Here is a 14,577-nt window from a genome sequence, read left to right as displayed (position 1 = left end):
CGGATGGACGGCACGGGGACCGAGGACGGGACCGAGGACCGCTCCCGCAGTGCCCCACCGCGGGAGTCGTGGTGGCGACGACAGCTGCCGCCCAGCCCGCTCGCCCGGTCGCTGTCGGTGCAGTCGATCCTCTTCGCCGTCGGCGAGGGCACCTTCATCACCGGCTCCGCCGTCTTCTTCACCCAGATCGTCGGGCTCTCGCCCGCCCAGGTGGGCATCGGCCTCACCGTCGCCGGCATCACGTCGTTCTTCTTCGCCGTCCCGTCGGGCAAGCTGGCCGACCGTGTCGGCACCCGGCGCACCTGGGCCGTCAGCGCGTTCCTCACGTCCGCGCTCTACCTGGTCTGGCCGTTCATCCACGGCTTCGCGGCCTACCTGCTGATGATGGTGGTGCTCGAGGTGGTCAGCCAGGCCGGCTGGAGCGGGCGCGGGGCCTACACGCTCGACATCTTCACCCGCGAGGAGCGCGTCGAGTCGCAGGCGTTCATGCGGGCCGCGCTCAACATCGGCTTCACCCTCGGTGCGCTCATCGGCGGGCTCGCGCTGGCCACCGACAGCGACGCCGTCGTGCGGGCGGTGCCGATCCTCACCGGCGCGATCCTGCTGGCCAACGCCTGGTGGATCACCCGGCTGCCCGATCCGCCCGCCCGGGCCGTGACGACCCACGCCGACGACGCCACGATCAAGCCCGCGGCGCTGAAGAACCGCGCCTTCCTCGCGCTGATGACCGGCGACGGCGTGCTCGGCACCAACCAGGTGCTGCTCAACATCGTGATCCCGCTGTGGCTGGTGGAGGAGACCGACGCACCGCGCGTGCTGCTCGCGTGGCTGTTCGGCACCAACACCGTGATGGCCGTGCTGCTGCAGGTCGCGGCCGCCCGCGGGGTCGACTCGGTCGCCCGCTCGCTGCGGGCGTCCTACATCTCGGCGGGGTTCTTCGTGCTGTCCTGCGCCATCGTGCTCGTCACCCACGACACCCTCGGCTGGTTGACGATCTTCCTGGTCTGGCTGGGCCACGTGACGGTCACCGGCGCCGAGCTGTTCCAGTCGGCCGGCTCCTGGGGCTTCCAGTCCGAGCTGACCGATCCCGACCAGCGCGCGGAGTACCAGGGCGCGGCCCACATCGGTCACACGGCCGGCTCGGTGTGGGCGCCGGCGCTGTTCACCTGGCTGGCGTTGGAGCAGGGCTCGCTGGGCTGGGTCGTCATCGCGGCGATCGTCGTCGTCTCCACCCTCACGATGGCACCCTCGGCGCGTGCCGCCGAGCGCTATCTCGCCCGGCACGGCAGCGCCGCCTGAGGCGGGACGCACGTCGTACTGTCGGCGCATGAGTGCCTACTGGATCTGCGTCTACAAGGCCGTGCACGACCCCGCCAAGGTGGCGGCGTACGCCGACCTCGCCGGCCCGGCCCTGCGCGAGGCGGGCGGGCGGTTCCTCGCCAGGGGGTTGCCGGAGGCGACCTTCGAGAAGGGCGAGTCGACCCGCACGGTGGTCATCGAGTTCCCGTCGGTGGAGGCGGCGGTGGCCGCGCACGACAGCGCGGGCTACCAGGAGGCGCTGCGGGCCCTCGGCGACGGCGCCGACCGCGACCTGCGCGTGGTGCCCGGCGCCTGACGGCGCCCAGCGGGCTCCGGCGAGGGTCGGTGGCGCCGCCTACCCTTCGCGACATGGCCGGTGGGATGACGTCGGGACGACGGGAGACGCTCGCCGAGCGCGTCGCCAACACCCGGGCCCGCGAGGCCGGCCACGGGGTCGCGCCCGAGCGACCGGTCGAGCACCCGGCGCCCCGCGAGCCGCCGGCCCCGCCGGTGCGGCACTGCTGGTACGACGGGCCCCACGGTCGCCAGGCCGCGTTGCTGCTCGGCTGGCGGCAGGTCGAGGGCCGCTACAGCGGCCGGATCGTGGTCGCCGCACCCGAGCCCGACGGCTGGGCCGTCGTCGAGATGTGGGTGGACCAGGGGATGCTCTCCCCCGCCGGCACCTGACGACGCGGGCCGTCGTCGGTCCGGGGTGGCGCACCCCACCCGGAAATCGGAGGACGGACGTCGGTGCCGCGGGAGAGGATGTCGGCGATGCTCACTGCCCTCAAGCGCTACGCCACTCCCCCGTCCACCCTCGCCGGGCGGCTGTCCGCCCAGTCGCTCATCTTCGCCTCCGCGGACGGGGCCTTCCTGGCCGGGTCGGCGGTGTTCTTCATCCTCGTCGTCGGCCTGTCGCTGGGCCAGGTGGGCCTCGGTCTCACGATCGCTGCGATCGCGAGCTTCGTGGTGGCGGTGCCCATGGGCAGGCTGGTCGACCGCTTCGGCCCGAAGCGGATGTGGTCGCTGAGCGCCCTGGTGCAGGGCGCCCTGTTCGCGGCGTGGCCGTGGATCGACAGCTTCCCCGAGTACGTCGCCCTCGCGGTGGCCATGGAGGTCGTGGGCACGCTGGCCGGCACCGCCCACGGCGCCTACGTCATCGACGTCCTGCCGCCGGCCGAGCGGGTGGAGTCGCGGGCCTACATGTACTCCGCGCTCAACCTCGGGTTCAGCCTCGGCGGGCTGATCGGCGTGGTGGCGATCGCCTTCGGCACCGACGCGCTGCGGTGGGCACCGATGCTGAGCGCGGTGCTGTTCGTGGCCAACAGCGTCGCGGTGCTCCGGCTGCCCGACGCCAGCCACGACGTCCGCGGGCCGGAGCCGCGCGCCAAGCCCGAGGGCATCCCCGCGATCCGCAACCGCAGCTGGCTCGCGGTCACCGCCCTGACCGGCGTGATGTGGACCAACCAGGTGCTGCTGCACACCGTGATCCCGGTCTGGCTGGTCACCGAGACCGACGCCCCCGAGGTCCTCGTCGCGCTGCTCTTCGGCACCAACACGCTCATGTGCATCGTGCTCCCGCAGCTGGCGTCCCGCGGCATCCGCGACGTCACCACCGCCCTGCGGGCCGTGCGCCTCTCCACGGTCTTCTTCGTCCTCACCTGCGTGATCACCCTCGTCACCCACGAGACCGTCGGCTGGCTGACGATCGCGCTCTTCTTCCTCGGCCACGTCGTCCTCACCTGGTCCGAGCTGTTCCTGTCCGCGTCGGGCTGGACCCTCGAGGTCGAGCTCATGGACCCGCGGCGGCGCGGCGACTACCAGGGCGTCTCCGAGCTCGGCGGCACCCTCGGCCGCTTCTGGGCGCCGGCGGTCTACGGCTTCCTCGCGATGGAGTGGGGCGCCTTCGGCTGGCTGACCATCGCCGCCATCGTCACCGCGGCCGCGACCGGCCTCCACTTCGCCGCCCACGCGGGCCGGCGCTGGCTCGAGCACAACGTGCCGGCCGACGTCCTCGCGGACGCCCGCGCCGACGCTCCCGACGTCGAGGAGGTCGCGGCCGCCGGACCGCCCTCGCTCCTCGACCCCGACCCGGCACTGACACAATCCGGCGGTGACCTCCCCCGCTGACTGGCTCGCCGGCGCCCGGCCGCGCACCCTTCCCGCGGCCGTCGCCCCCGTGCTGGCCGGCACCGGTGTCGCGGCGCACGTCGATGAGGCGGTGTGGTGGAAGGCGCTGCTCGCCCTCGTCGTGAGCCTCGCGCTGCAGGTCGGGGTCAACTACGCCAACGACTACTCCGACGGCATCCGCGGCACCGACGCCGACCGGGTCGGCCCGATGCGGCTGGTCGGGTCCGGTGCGGCGACGCCGGCCGCGGTGAAGGCCGCGGCGTTCGCCGCGTTCGGGGTCGCCGCCGCCGCCGGCCTCGTGCTCGCGGCGACGACGGCCTGGTGGCTCGTCGCGGTCGGCGCCGTCTGCGTGGTCGCGGCGTGGTTCTACACCGGCGGAGGGAAGCCCTACGGCTACCTCGGCCTGGGCGAGGTCATGGTCTTCGTGTTCTTCGGCCTCGTGGCGGTCGTCGGCACGACCTACGTCCAGACCCGGACGTGGGAGTGGCCGGCCCTCTACGCCGGAGTCGGCATCGGCGCGCTGGCCTGCGCCATCCTGGTCGCCAACAACCTCCGCGACATCCCCACCGACACCGTCGCCGGCAAGCGCACGCTCGCGGTGCGGCTGGGCGACGAGCGCACCCGCTTCCTCTACGCCTTCCTCGTCCTGGCCGCGGCCGCCGCGGTCGTGGCCGTCGCCGCAGCGACCACCTGGTGGGCGCTGGTGGGACTCGGCTTCCTCGCCCGGGCCGCGGCCCCCACCCGGGCCGTCCTGACCGGCGCGTCCGGCCCGGCCCTCGTCCCCGTGCTCGCCGCCACCGGCGCCTCCGAGCTGGTCTGGTCGGTCCTCGTCGCGGTGCCGCTGCTGGTCCTCGCCTGAGGGATAACCCGTGGCCGGGCCGCCGAGCCGTTCACTAGCGTGACCGCGTGGACTACGACGTCGCGACCCTCGACCTGTTCGACGACTCCGAGGCCGCCGCCGCCCGCCGGAGGGGGTGGATCGAGGGCGTGCTGCGCGGGTTCCGCGACGACCGGCCCGAGGACGAGATGGTCCAGCGGTGGGTGGGCCACTACCGCGCCGACCGGGCGGTGGTCCGCGGCGCCTGGCTGCCCGAGGGGGAGTTCGGTGCCGGCCCGATCCCCGTGGCGACCTACGCCAGCCTCGACAAGACTCTCAACGCCGGGCGTGGGCTCCTGCCGCTGCGGATGATCACCGACGTCACCACGAGCGCCGCCCACCGCCGCCGGGGGCTGCTGCGCCGGTTCATCGAGGACGACCTCGCCGACGCCGTCGCGCAGGGCGTGCCGATGGCCGCCCTCACCGCGTCGGAGGCGACCATCTACGGGCGCTGGGGCTTCGGCGCGGCGACGTTCCGGTGCGGCGTCGAGGTCGACACGACACCCGGCTTCGAGATGCGCTCCTCCACCGACCCGGGGCGCGTCGAGCTCATCGAGCCGAAGGACGCGTGGGCGCACGTCAAGGGGGTCTTCGACGCCTTCCACGCCCGGCAGCGGGGCTCGGTCGAGTGGCCCGCGCAGTACGAGGACATCCACACCGGCGCCTACGAGTTCGACGGCGGCGGCGCCAACCGCAAGCTCAGGGCCGCGGTCCACCTCGATGCCGACGGCCACGTGGACGGCTTCGTCCTGTTCAAGCACGGCGAGAAGTACTCCCTCCGCGTCGAGGAGATGATCGCGCTGACCAGCCAGGCGCAGCTCGCGCTGTGGTCGCTGCTCGGCCGAATGGACCGCATCCGGACGGTCACCTTCAACCTGTTCCACCCCGAGGACCCCCTCGCGTGGGCGCTCACGGACCTCAACCGGGTGCGCACGACCGAGGTCCAGGAGTTCCTCTGGCTCCGCGTCCTCGACGTCCCCCGGGCCCTCGAGGCCCGCCCGTGGGCCGGTGACGGCACCGTCGTGCTCGAGGTGGACGACCCGCAGGGCCACGCCGCCGGACGCTTCGAGGTCACCGCCGCAGACGGCACCGCCGCGGTGGCCCGCACGGACCGCGCCGCCGACGTCCACGTCGACGCGAGCACCCTGGCCAGCCTCTACCTCAGCGCCGTCCCGGTCGGGCTGCTGCGGCGTGCCGGTCGCGTCGACGGCCCGGACGAGGGCGTACGCCGGTTCGCCGCGATGGCGGACCTGGCCGAGCCGCCCCACAGCCTCACGGGGTTCTGAGCGAGAGGTCGCGGCCCAGAAGGCCGCCGAGCAGCGAGACCTCGGCGCGCGCGGCGGCCAGGTCCGCGTCGACCAGGCGACAGGTGAGCTCCACGCTGGCGCCGTGGACGCGCCAGGTCCCGGCGACGACGCCGTCGACGACCACCGAGGCGGCGCCGCGGGTCATGGCGGTGCGCTGCTCGGGCGGCACGACCCAGGTGTCCTTGGTGCCGGGGCCCATCACCCAGTCGTCCTTCCCGGGCAGCAGCACGACGCGCGTGGCGGGCCGGGTGCCGGCGACCTCCTCCGCGTCGTCGGCGACGAGCCACCGGCGCTCGCCCTCGACGTCCACCTCCACCAGCCCGGGCTCCACCTCGGCCCACCAACGACGCAGCCGCGCCCGCCCGGCGCTGAGACCGCCCCCGAGCCAGTCGTCGAGGTGGGCGGGCGTGGCCGGGCCGTAGGCACGGAGGTAGTCGAGGACGGCGCGCGGCCCCGCCATGTCGAGCGGCGGGATCCCCGCCCAGGCGGGTGACGCGGCAGGGCTCTGCAGGGTGAGCGGCCCGTCGAGCTCGGGGCCGAGGACGATGTCGCCCTGCCACGCGAAGGGCTTGAGGAAGGTGGGGTTGGGCTCAGCGAACTGCGGGGCCAGGTGGGCGAACCGACGACCGGCGGTCAGCGCGTCGGCGACCGCCTGCGGGACGACCGGGCCGTCGGCCACCGCACCGCGCACCACCTCGCGCAGGTCGGGCCACTCCTCGGGCCGGACCCGGTAGTGCTCGACCCAGCTGCGCAGCTCCCACTGGCGGCCGGCGGCGCGCAGGGCGAGGTAGGCGCCGGCGGTCTCCGGGGCCATCACCTGCACCGAGCCGCGGAACGAGAAGGTGCGCACCAGCCGGCCGTCGCGGAGGGCGCGCTGCACCTCCCCCGGCTCGCCGGGCGACGCCAGCCGGCGGCGTACGGCGAGGTCGGGGTCGGAGCCGAAGACGGAGACCGCGGCGAGGGTGCGCACCACCTCCGCCGGTCCGGACGCACCGCCGACGAGGTGCTGGCGCCCGAGGCGCCAGGCCAGCGCCTGGCGGCGGGTCAGCGTCGGGGCCACCACTCGACCTGGGCTCAGTCCCGGTCCTCGCGCGCCTTGCGCTCCTCGAACGCGGCCGCGGCCTTCGCGGCCCGCGTCTCGACGCGTCGGGCGAAGGCCTCGCGCTGGCGGTCGAGGAGGTAGAACGAGGCGACGCCGGAGATCAGGAAGGCCAGGACCACCGCCCAGAACAGGTTGAAGCGGCCGTCGAGGACCAGGGCCATGACACCGACGACGATGCCGAACGAGGCGAGGAACAGCGCGATCCGCATCGCTGTGTAGACGACGAACTCCTTCACGGCTCCAGCCTAGGACGTGCCGACTACATTGGAGGAATGCTCAAGGTCCTGCTCGTGGTCGCGCTGATCGCGTTCGCCGTGTGGGTCCTGGTCAGGCTGACGCTGCGGCGCCTCGACGGCGCCAACGGCTCACGCCCGCGGGTGATCGGCCCCGACGACGACCCCGACTTCCTGCGTGGCCTCGACCGCCCGCGCGACCCCGACGACGGCTGAGGACCCGGTCGCGGCGTCCTCCGCGACCCGGTCGACCCGCACGACCTCGCCCGCACTCTCGGCGTACGAGTGCTGGCTGGAGGAGCTGAAGAAGTTGATCCCGATGAAGTTGAACCAGAGGGTCGCGACGCCGAGCAGCGCCAGGTAGGCGGCGTTGCGCCCGCGCCAGCCGGCGGTCGCCCGGGCGTGGAGGTAGGCGGCGTAGACCACCCACGTGATGAAGGCCCACACCTCCTTGGGGTCCCAGTTCCAGTAGGCGCCCCAGGCCTGGTGGGCCCAGATCGGCCCGGTGATGAGGACCGCGAAGGTCCACACCGGGAAGGCGAAGGCGTGCATCCGGTAGGACAGCCGGTCCAGCCGCGCGAGGTCCGGGACGCGGGCGAGGTAGCCCGTCCGTGCGCTGGAGCGGCTCTTGACCAGGTAGAGGACCGAGAGCAGCGCGCCGATGGTGAAGGCGCCCGTCGAGATGACGGCCGACACGACGTGGATCACGAGCCAGTAGGAGTTGAGCGCGTCGGGCAGGGGCAGCACCGCGTCGTCGAGCGCGAGGAAGGCGGCCATCAGCGCGGCGACGATGAACGTCGTCACCAGCGGGCCCAGCCACTCGGTGCCCCACACGAAGCTCGAGACGAGGAACACGAGGGCCACCACGAAGGTGCCCGAGATCGCGAACTCGTACATGTTGCCCCACGGCACCCGGTTGGGGTCCGCGGCGAGGCCGCGGGCCACGAGCGCGACGAGGTGCACCGCGGCCGCGAAGCCGGTCAGGACGAGCCCGAGCCGGCCGGCCATCGCCGTGCGCCGGTCCTGCACCGTCTGCTCCGAGCCGACGGTGCGCAGCCCGGCGAGCTCGACGAAGTAGGCGAGCATCGCCACGAAGTAGAGGACGGCCGCGGCGATCACGCCCTGGTAGCTGAAGACTTCCCACTGTGCGTCGGTCACGACGTCTCCTCCTCGGGCCTCTCGGCCTTGTCGGCCGTCTCGGCCTTGTCGGGGCCCCGGAGGGCCGCCACGATCTCGTCGAGCTCGGTGCTCTCGCCCGGCACGGCCCCGTTGGACCGGTCGAGGCGGGCCACCTCGACGAGGGTGCTGCCGTCCTCGCGGCGCCGCGCGCGCACCCACACCCGGCGCGGCCGCACGAACAGCGAGCCGAGCAGCCCCGCGAGGGCGAGCACGACACCCACGAGCGCGACCATCTTGCCGGGGCTGCGGCTGATCTGGATCTTGTTCCAGCGCTGGAGGCCGTCGAAGGTGACGCTGCCGAGGCCGTCGGGCAGGGTCACGGTGTCGCCCGGACGCAGGTCCATGCGGAACGGCTGGCCGTTGGCCTTGAGGACCTGCGTCGCGCGCGTCTTGTCGAGGACGTAGACCGACGAGCCCGAGCCGTCGTCGAGGCCGACGTCGCCGGTGTAGACCTGCAGGGAGACCAGCGGGTCGAGCGCGTCGCCCCAGATGGACGCCGGCATCGTGAGCTCGCCGGCGGCGTCACGGCCCATCGCGAACGTCGGGTAGAACGTGCCCTCGAGCCCGATCTGCTCGGGCTGGGCGTCAGGTGCCTTGATGACCCCGAACGACTCGAACGTCTGCGCGTTGGTGGGCAGGAAGACGCTCGGACCCGACTGGACGACGTTGCCGTCGCCGTCGCGGATCGTGACGACCGGGGCGTAGCCGTGCCCGACCAGGAAGACGTCGGTCCCGCCGATCGCCAGCGGGTGGTTGACCTTGAGGTCGTACTCCTGCGCCTCGGCGCCGGGCTCGGTGGTGTAGTCGAGGTGGGCCACGAACTCCCGCGCCATCCCGGCGCGCTGCCCCTCGGTGATCCACTCGACGTCGAAGTCGGTGATGCTGAAGGAGAACGGCTCCATCACCGCCGGGTCGAACAGGCTGCCGGGCGCGAAGTCGTCGTACTGGGTGAGGTTGTTGGAGAAGCCGAACTCGTCGCCGTTGTACATGATGACGCCGCCCTTGTAGCCGAACAGGCTGCCGACGGCGACCCCGACCAGGACGATGGTGACGGCGAGGTGGAAGACCAGGTTGCCGGCCTCGCGCAGGTGGCCGCGCTCGGCGGCGACGGCGTCGGAGCCCTCGGCCCGGTCCACGCGGAACCGGCGCCCGCGGGCCACGTCGGTGGCCCGGCGCAGCACGTCCTCCGGGTCCTCGTCGGTGACGTACGACGTGCTCTCGGGCAGCCGCGAGAGGTGGCGGGGTGCCCGCGGCGGCCGGGCGCGCAGGGCGCGGCCGTAGACGAACAGGCGCGGGATGATGCACCCGATCAGCGAGATCATCAGCAGGATGTAGATCGCGGAGAACCACACCGAGCCGTAGACCGAGAACAGGTCGAGCCGGTCCCAGATCGGGGCGAGCCGCGGGTGGTCGTCGCGCCACTGCGAGACGGCCAGCGAGTCGATGTTCTCCTGCGGGACGACGGACCCCGGGATCGCGGCGAGGGCGAGCAGCAGCAGCAGGACGAGCGCCGTGCGCATCGAGGTCAGCTGGCGCCACGACCAGCGGACCAGCCCGCGGGCGTCGAGGTCGGCGGGCAGCGGGGTGGCCTGGCGGTCGTCGGACGGCCGCTGCCGGAGGTCGGTCACACCGCCACCGTGAATCCCTGGACGGCCTGCAGCTGCAGCCACTGCACGATGCGGTCCCACCAGCCGGTGACGAGGAGGATGCCGACCACGACCATCATCCCGCCGCCGATGCGCATGACGAGGACCTGGTGGCGGCGCACGACCGCGAAGGCGCGGATCATCCGCCGGTAGGCCACGGCGGCGGCGATGAAGGGGAGGCCGAGCCCGAGCGCGAACACGGCGGAGAGCACGGCCCCGCGACCGGCGGTCGCCTCGTTGACCGACAGCACGTTGATGGCCGCCAGCGTCGGGCCGACGCACGGCGTCCAGCCGACGCCGAACAGGAAGCCGAGCAGCGGCGCGGCGGCCAGCCCGACGGCGGGGACCTTGTGGATGCGCCAGTCGCGCTGGAGGAAGCCGATCCCGCCGAGGAACGCGACGCCGAGCAGGATCGTGATGACCCCGAGGACGACGTTGAGCTGGCGGGTGTGGGTGAACAGCCAGGCGCCGGCGGCACCGGTGAGGCTGCCGAGGAGCACGAAGACGACCGAGAAGCCGAGCACGAACAGCACCGCACCCGTCACCAGCCGGCTGCGGCGGGCCTCCTCGAGGTCCGCGCCGGACAGCCCCGTGGCGTAGGACAGGTAGCCGGGCAGCAGCGGGATCACGCAGGGGCTGAAGAAGGACACCAGCCCGGCGAGCAGGGCGACGGGCAGCGCGAGGATGAGCGACCCGGAGAGGGCCGTCTCCTGGAAGAACTCACCCATCCGCGGCCGCCGCCTCGACCAGCGAGAGGAGGGTCTGCGTGGTGGGGATGCGGCCCTGCACCGAGGCGGCCACGCGGCCCTCGGCGTCGAGCACGACGGTGCTGGGGATGGAGCGCGGGTTGAGCGTGCCGGCGAAGGACAGCAGCGCCTGGCCGTCGGGCGAGTAGATCGAGGGATAGGGCACCTCGAAGTTGCGGACGAAGGCGAGGGCCTTGTCGGCGGACGAGTCGCGGATGTTGAGCCCGACGAAGGTGGCGTCGTCACCCAGCTCGGCGGCCGCTTCGTTGAGGTCGGGCTGCTCGACCCGGCACGGGGGGCACTCCGACCACCAGACGTTGACCACGACGGGCTTGCCGCGCAGCTGCGCCAGGTCGACGTCCTGGCCGTCGAGGTCGGTGCCGCTCAGGTCGACCGGAGCGTCGCGGTCCTCCCGGGCCACCTCGACCGGGACGCCCTCCCCGGAGATGTAGCCCTTGTCGCCGGTGCCGGACAGGCCGGAGCAGCCCGCGAGCACGAGCAGGCAGGCGAGGGCGAGGAGAGGAGCGACGAGCGCGCGCAGGAGCTTCAGGGCCGGTCCTCCCGCGGCGCCCCGCCGGCGGAGAACGGGGCGGACCGGTCGGCGACGGGGATCAGGTCGCCCGCCGGCTCGGAGTAGCGGACCTGCACCATGCGGTCGCCGTCGAAGACCACGCTGGTCAGCGAGCACAGGGTGCACTGGCGCGACTTGGGGTGGTGGAGGTAGCTGCGCTTCTCGAGGAACAGCCGCGTGGTCCAGATGGGCAGCTGGTGGGACACGATGACGGCCTCGTGGCCGCGGGCCGCGTCGCGCGCGTCGTGGATGGCGGCGACCATCCGGCCCGCGATCTCGTCGTAGGGCTCGCCCCACGAGGGCTTGAACGGGTTGTACATGTGGCGCAGCAGCCACGGCTGCTTGACGAAGGTCATCGCGCCGCCGCCGAAGTTGACGCCCTGGAACTCGTTGCTCGACTCGATGACGCGCGGGTCGACCGTCGGGGTGAGGCCGCGCGCCTCGGCCAGCGGCGCGCCGGTCTCGCGGGCCCGCTCGAGCGGGGACGTACGCATGTGCACGATGTCGCGGTGGCCGACGGCCTCGGCGATCCGGTGCGCCATCTGCCGGCCCAGGTCGGAGAGGTGGAAGCCGTCGAGGCGGCCGTAGAGCACGCCCCCGGGGTTGTGCACCTCGCCGTGGCGGAGCAGGTGGACGATCGTCCGGTCACCCATGTCAGCGGCCTCCCGCGGTCGCGGCTGCCGCGGCGGCGGCGGGCAGCGCATCGATGATGGTGGACACCGCCCGGTCGTCGTGGGCGGCGGAGACGAACCACGCCTCGTAGGCCGACGGCGGCAGGTAGACGCCCTGGTCGAGCATGGAGTGGAAGAACGCGGCGTAGGCGCGGGTGTCCGTCCGGCTCGCGGTGGCGAAGTCGCGCACCGGCCCACCGGTGAAGAAGACCGAGAACATCGTGCCGGCGGTCTGCACGGTGTGCGGCACGCCGGCCGCCCCGAGGTGCTCGGCGACGGCGTCCCGGATGGTCGTGGCCGTGGCGTCGAGGTGGGCGTAGACCTCGGGAGTGGCGAGCCGCAGCGTTGCGAGGCCCGCGGTGGTCGCGACCGGGTTCCCCGACAGCGTGCCGGCCTGGTAGACGGGCCCCTCAGGGGCGAGGTGGGCCATCAGGTCGCTCCGGCCGCCGAAGGCCGCGGCCGGGAAGCCGCCACCCATCACCTTGCCGAACGTCATCAGGTCCGGGACCCAGCACTCGACGGCGCCGTCGAGGCCCCAGCCGCCCTGCGCGGTGGCGCGGAAGCCGGTCATCACCTCGTCGCTGATGAACAGCGCGCCGTGCGTGCGGCAGGTCTCGGCGAGGAACGCGTTGAAGCCGGGCTCCGGCGGCACGACCCCCATGTTGCCGGGGGTGGCCTCGGTGATCAGGCAGGCGATCCGCGGACCGTGCGCCGCGAACGCCGCCCGCACCGCGTCGCGGTCGTTGTAGGGCAGGACGAGCGTCTCGGCGGCCGAGGAGGCGGGCACGCCGCTGGTGCCGGGCACCGCGAGCGTGGCGACGCCCGAGCCGGCCTCAGCGAGCAGCGGGTCGACGTGACCGTGGTAGCAGCCGGCGAACTTGACCACCAGGTCGCGGCCGGTGGCCCCGCGGGCCAGGCGGATGGCCGACATCGTGGCCTCCGTGCCCGACGACACGAACCGGACCCGCTCGACCGGGGTGCGCGCGACGATCTCCTCCGCCAGCTCGACCTCGGGCTGCGTCGGCGTGCCGTACGACGTACCGCGGGCGACGGCGGCCATGACCTGGGCCTGGACCTCCGGGTGCGCGTGGCCGAGCAGCATCGGGCCCCACGAGCAGATGAGGTCGACGTAGTCGTTGCCGTCGGCGTCGGTGAGCCACGCGCCGGATGCCGAGGTGATGAAGCGCGGCGTCCCGCCGACGGCGTTGAAGGCGCGGACCGGCGAGTTGACGCCCCCGGGGGTCACGGCCCGGGCACGGTCGAACAGCGCCCGGCTGGCCGCGGTCGAGGTGGAGATGGTCGCGGTGGTCACCCCCCCATTGTCGCGTAGGTGGGCAAGCCGTCCCCAGCCGGTGCTCACCCGCAGGGGGCGGCTGTGCCTTGGCCCACAGCCGGGGGCTGCGTAACGTGCGTGGGGAGATTCCTCGTCGGGGGGTGTGGATGGCCTCCGAGGGGGCATCATGGACCGGGAAGACCCAGGGGAGAGTGTCCGACATGTCGAGTTCCGCCCACATCCGCCGAGCGACCGCGATCATCCCGCTGGCCGTGCTCTCGGCCGCGTGGACGGCCAGCCTCGCCGGTGTGGGCGTCGGGTCCGCCAGCGCGGACCCCGAGGGCTCCGGGACGCTCCCCGACGGCACCAACCTCCCCGCTGCCGTCATCGAGGCGCCCGCCAGCGTGGGCGACGCCGTCACCCGTGCCGCCGCGGTCACCCCCGGCTCGGCCGGCGACATCCCGCAGGTCGCGCTCGCCGCCTACCAGCGCGCCGAGGGCGTGATCAACAAGGCCGACCCGGGGTGCCGGCTCTCGTGGGAGCTCGTCGCCGCGATCGGCCGCGTCGAGTCCGACCACGGCCGCTCCGGCGGCAGCTCGCTCGACGAGTCGGGCGTGGCCCGGCCCGCCATCGTCGGCATCGCCCTCGACGGCAGCAACGACACCCAGGCGATCGTCGACACCGACGGCGGGCAGTACGACGCCGACACCCGCTGGGACCGCGCGGTCGGCCCCATGCAGTTCATCCCGTCCACCTGGTCGGTGGTGGGCGTCGACGGCGACAGCGACGGCCGCCGCGCCCCGCAGGACGTCGACGACGCCGCGCTGTCGACCGCCGTCTACCTCTGCTCCGGCGAGGACGACCTGTCGACGGAGCAGGGCCAGCGGGCCTCGGTCTACCGCTACAACCACTCCAACGACTACGTCGACCTGGTCCTGTCCATCATGCAGGCCTACCTCGACGGCGATTTCAGCGCCGTGCCGACCTCCACCCTGCCCAGCGGGGTCATGGTGCCGGGGACGACCGCCGCCACCGGCGGGACCGACGGCGGCGGCGAGGACCGCGGCGGCAAGGGATCGGCCGGCACCAAGGACGACCGCGACGAGGACCGGCCGACGAAGAACCCGTCGCCGACCAAGGGCCCCAGCCCGACGACGACGCAGACGACGACGCCGACCCCCACGCAGGACCCCACCCAGGACCCGACGCAGAACCCGACGCCGAGCCCCACGCAGAACCCCACCCAGAGCCCGACCCAGTCGCCCACCGACGACCCGACGGCCGTGCCGACCCAGACCCCCACGTCCCAGCCGACGGCGGTGCCGTCCACGCTGCCCCCGCTGCCGACCGTCCCGGTCCCGACGCTGACGCAGACGCTCACCTGGGCGCAGGCCCAGGCGCAGTGCCTCGCCTCGGGGATCCTGGCGATCAACCTCAACCAGCTGAACGCCTGCATCAACAACCTGATGAACCCCTAGGCGGGCGCCCCGGACACGTGTCCGCGATGTCGCCCCCGGCCGCGGCGTACGAGGGCGACGTCGCG

At 73.5% G+C, this 14,577-nt stretch carries 16 protein-coding genes; 8 read left to right on the top strand and 8 right to left on the bottom strand.

Going from position 1 to position 14,577, the window contains the following annotated elements:
• Window positions 1–3 precede the first annotated feature (3 nt).
• The 6 genes from SHK17_RS02760 (at window position 4) to SHK17_RS02735 (ending at window position 5,592) form a co-directional block, all read left to right on the top strand.
• On the top strand, window positions 4–1,299 hold the full coding sequence (locus tag SHK17_RS02760; protein ID WP_322921009.1) for an MFS transporter: 1,296 nt from the start codon (window positions 4–6) through the stop codon (window positions 1,297–1,299).
• 28 nt (window positions 1,300–1,327) lie between these two features.
• Window positions 1,328–1,615 carry a DUF1330 domain-containing protein gene (locus tag SHK17_RS02755; protein ID WP_172269486.1) on the top strand — a complete coding sequence of 96 codons (288 nt, stop codon included), beginning with the start codon at window positions 1,328–1,330 and terminating at the stop codon, window positions 1,613–1,615.
• Between the two features lie 53 nt (window positions 1,616–1,668).
• Window positions 1,669–1,986, top strand: coding sequence for a hypothetical protein (locus tag SHK17_RS02750; RefSeq protein ID WP_172269484.1), 318 nt, complete (start codon window positions 1,669–1,671; stop codon window positions 1,984–1,986).
• Between the two features lie 87 nt (window positions 1,987–2,073).
• Window positions 2,074–3,429: an MFS transporter gene (locus SHK17_RS02745; RefSeq protein WP_322921008.1), complete on the top strand. Its 1,356-nt coding sequence runs from the start codon at window positions 2,074–2,076 to the stop codon at window positions 3,427–3,429.
• The gene (locus tag SHK17_RS02740) at window positions 3,413–4,288 is read left to right on the top strand and encodes a 1,4-dihydroxy-2-naphthoate polyprenyltransferase (protein WP_322921007.1); all 876 of its coding nucleotides are present in this window, start codon (window positions 3,413–3,415) and stop codon (window positions 4,286–4,288) included. The genes SHK17_RS02745 and SHK17_RS02740 overlap by 17 nt, the downstream gene beginning before the upstream one ends.
• A 47-nt stretch (window positions 4,289–4,335) precedes the next feature.
• Entirely contained in the window at window positions 4,336–5,592 is a 1,257-nt protein-coding gene (locus SHK17_RS02735; RefSeq protein WP_322921006.1) for a GNAT family N-acetyltransferase, read from the top strand.
• On the opposite strand, the gene SHK17_RS02730 is transcribed toward SHK17_RS02735, so the two are convergent.
• Both SHK17_RS02730 and SHK17_RS02725 read right to left on the bottom strand, forming a co-directional pair.
• The gene (locus SHK17_RS02730; protein WP_322921005.1) at window positions 5,579–6,673 is read right to left on the bottom strand and encodes a DNA glycosylase AlkZ-like family protein; all 1,095 of its coding nucleotides are present in this window, start codon (window positions 6,671–6,673) and stop codon (window positions 5,579–5,581) included. The two genes, SHK17_RS02735 and SHK17_RS02730, sit on opposite strands and share 14 nt — an antisense overlap.
• 14 nt (window positions 6,674–6,687) lie before the next feature.
• Window positions 6,688–6,951: a DUF4229 domain-containing protein gene (locus tag SHK17_RS02725; RefSeq protein ID WP_172269474.1), complete on the bottom strand. Its 264-nt coding sequence runs from the start codon at window positions 6,949–6,951 to the stop codon at window positions 6,688–6,690.
• Between the two features lie 36 nt (window positions 6,952–6,987).
• On the opposite strand from SHK17_RS02725, the gene SHK17_RS02720 reads away from it, so the two are divergent.
• Complete coding sequence (locus SHK17_RS02720) at window positions 6,988–7,164, top strand: hypothetical protein (protein WP_322921004.1); 177 nt, start codon at window positions 6,988–6,990, stop codon at window positions 7,162–7,164.
• Here the strand turns inward: SHK17_RS02720 and ccsB are convergent.
• Genes ccsB through hemL form a run of 6 tightly spaced genes read right to left on the bottom strand, consistent with a single transcriptional unit; the run spans window position 7,081 to window position 13,073 of the window.
• Window positions 7,081–8,106 (bottom strand): c-type cytochrome biogenesis protein CcsB, encoded by a 1,026-nt coding sequence (gene ccsB / locus SHK17_RS02715; RefSeq protein WP_322921003.1) that lies wholly within the window; start codon window positions 8,104–8,106, stop codon window positions 7,081–7,083. The two genes, SHK17_RS02720 and ccsB, sit on opposite strands and share 84 nt — an antisense overlap.
• On the bottom strand, window positions 8,103–9,755 hold the full coding sequence (gene resB / locus SHK17_RS02710) for a cytochrome c biogenesis protein ResB (protein ID WP_322921002.1): 1,653 nt from the start codon (window positions 9,753–9,755) through the stop codon (window positions 8,103–8,105). Before resB ends, ccsB begins: the two co-directional genes overlap by 4 nt.
• On the bottom strand, window positions 9,752–10,501 hold the full coding sequence (locus SHK17_RS02705; protein WP_322921001.1) for a cytochrome c biogenesis CcdA family protein: 750 nt from the start codon (window positions 10,499–10,501) through the stop codon (window positions 9,752–9,754). The genes resB and SHK17_RS02705 overlap by 4 nt, the downstream gene beginning before the upstream one ends.
• Entirely contained in the window at window positions 10,494–11,015 is a 522-nt protein-coding gene (locus SHK17_RS02700) for a TlpA family protein disulfide reductase (RefSeq protein WP_322425058.1), read from the bottom strand. The genes SHK17_RS02705 and SHK17_RS02700 overlap by 8 nt, the downstream gene beginning before the upstream one ends.
• Before the next feature lie 50 nt (window positions 11,016–11,065).
• On the bottom strand, window positions 11,066–11,743 hold the full coding sequence (locus SHK17_RS02695) for a histidine phosphatase family protein (protein WP_172269469.1): 678 nt from the start codon (window positions 11,741–11,743) through the stop codon (window positions 11,066–11,068).
• 1 nt (window position 11,744) lies between these two features.
• The gene (gene hemL / locus SHK17_RS02690; RefSeq protein ID WP_322921000.1) at window positions 11,745–13,073 is read right to left on the bottom strand and encodes a glutamate-1-semialdehyde 2,1-aminomutase; all 1,329 of its coding nucleotides are present in this window, start codon (window positions 13,071–13,073) and stop codon (window positions 11,745–11,747) included.
• A 182-nt stretch (window positions 13,074–13,255) separates the two neighbouring features.
• Between hemL and SHK17_RS02685 the strand changes: the two genes are divergently transcribed.
• On the top strand, window positions 13,256–14,512 hold the full coding sequence (locus SHK17_RS02685; RefSeq protein WP_322920999.1) for a lytic murein transglycosylase: 1,257 nt from the start codon (window positions 13,256–13,258) through the stop codon (window positions 14,510–14,512).
• Window positions 14,513–14,577: the final 65 nt, after the last annotated feature.

The organism is Nocardioides renjunii (genome assembly GCF_034661175.1).
Classification (GTDB): Bacteria; Actinomycetota; Actinomycetes; order Propionibacteriales; family Nocardioidaceae; genus Nocardioides; species Nocardioides renjunii.
This window is presented reverse-complemented; position numbering and strand designations above follow the sequence as displayed.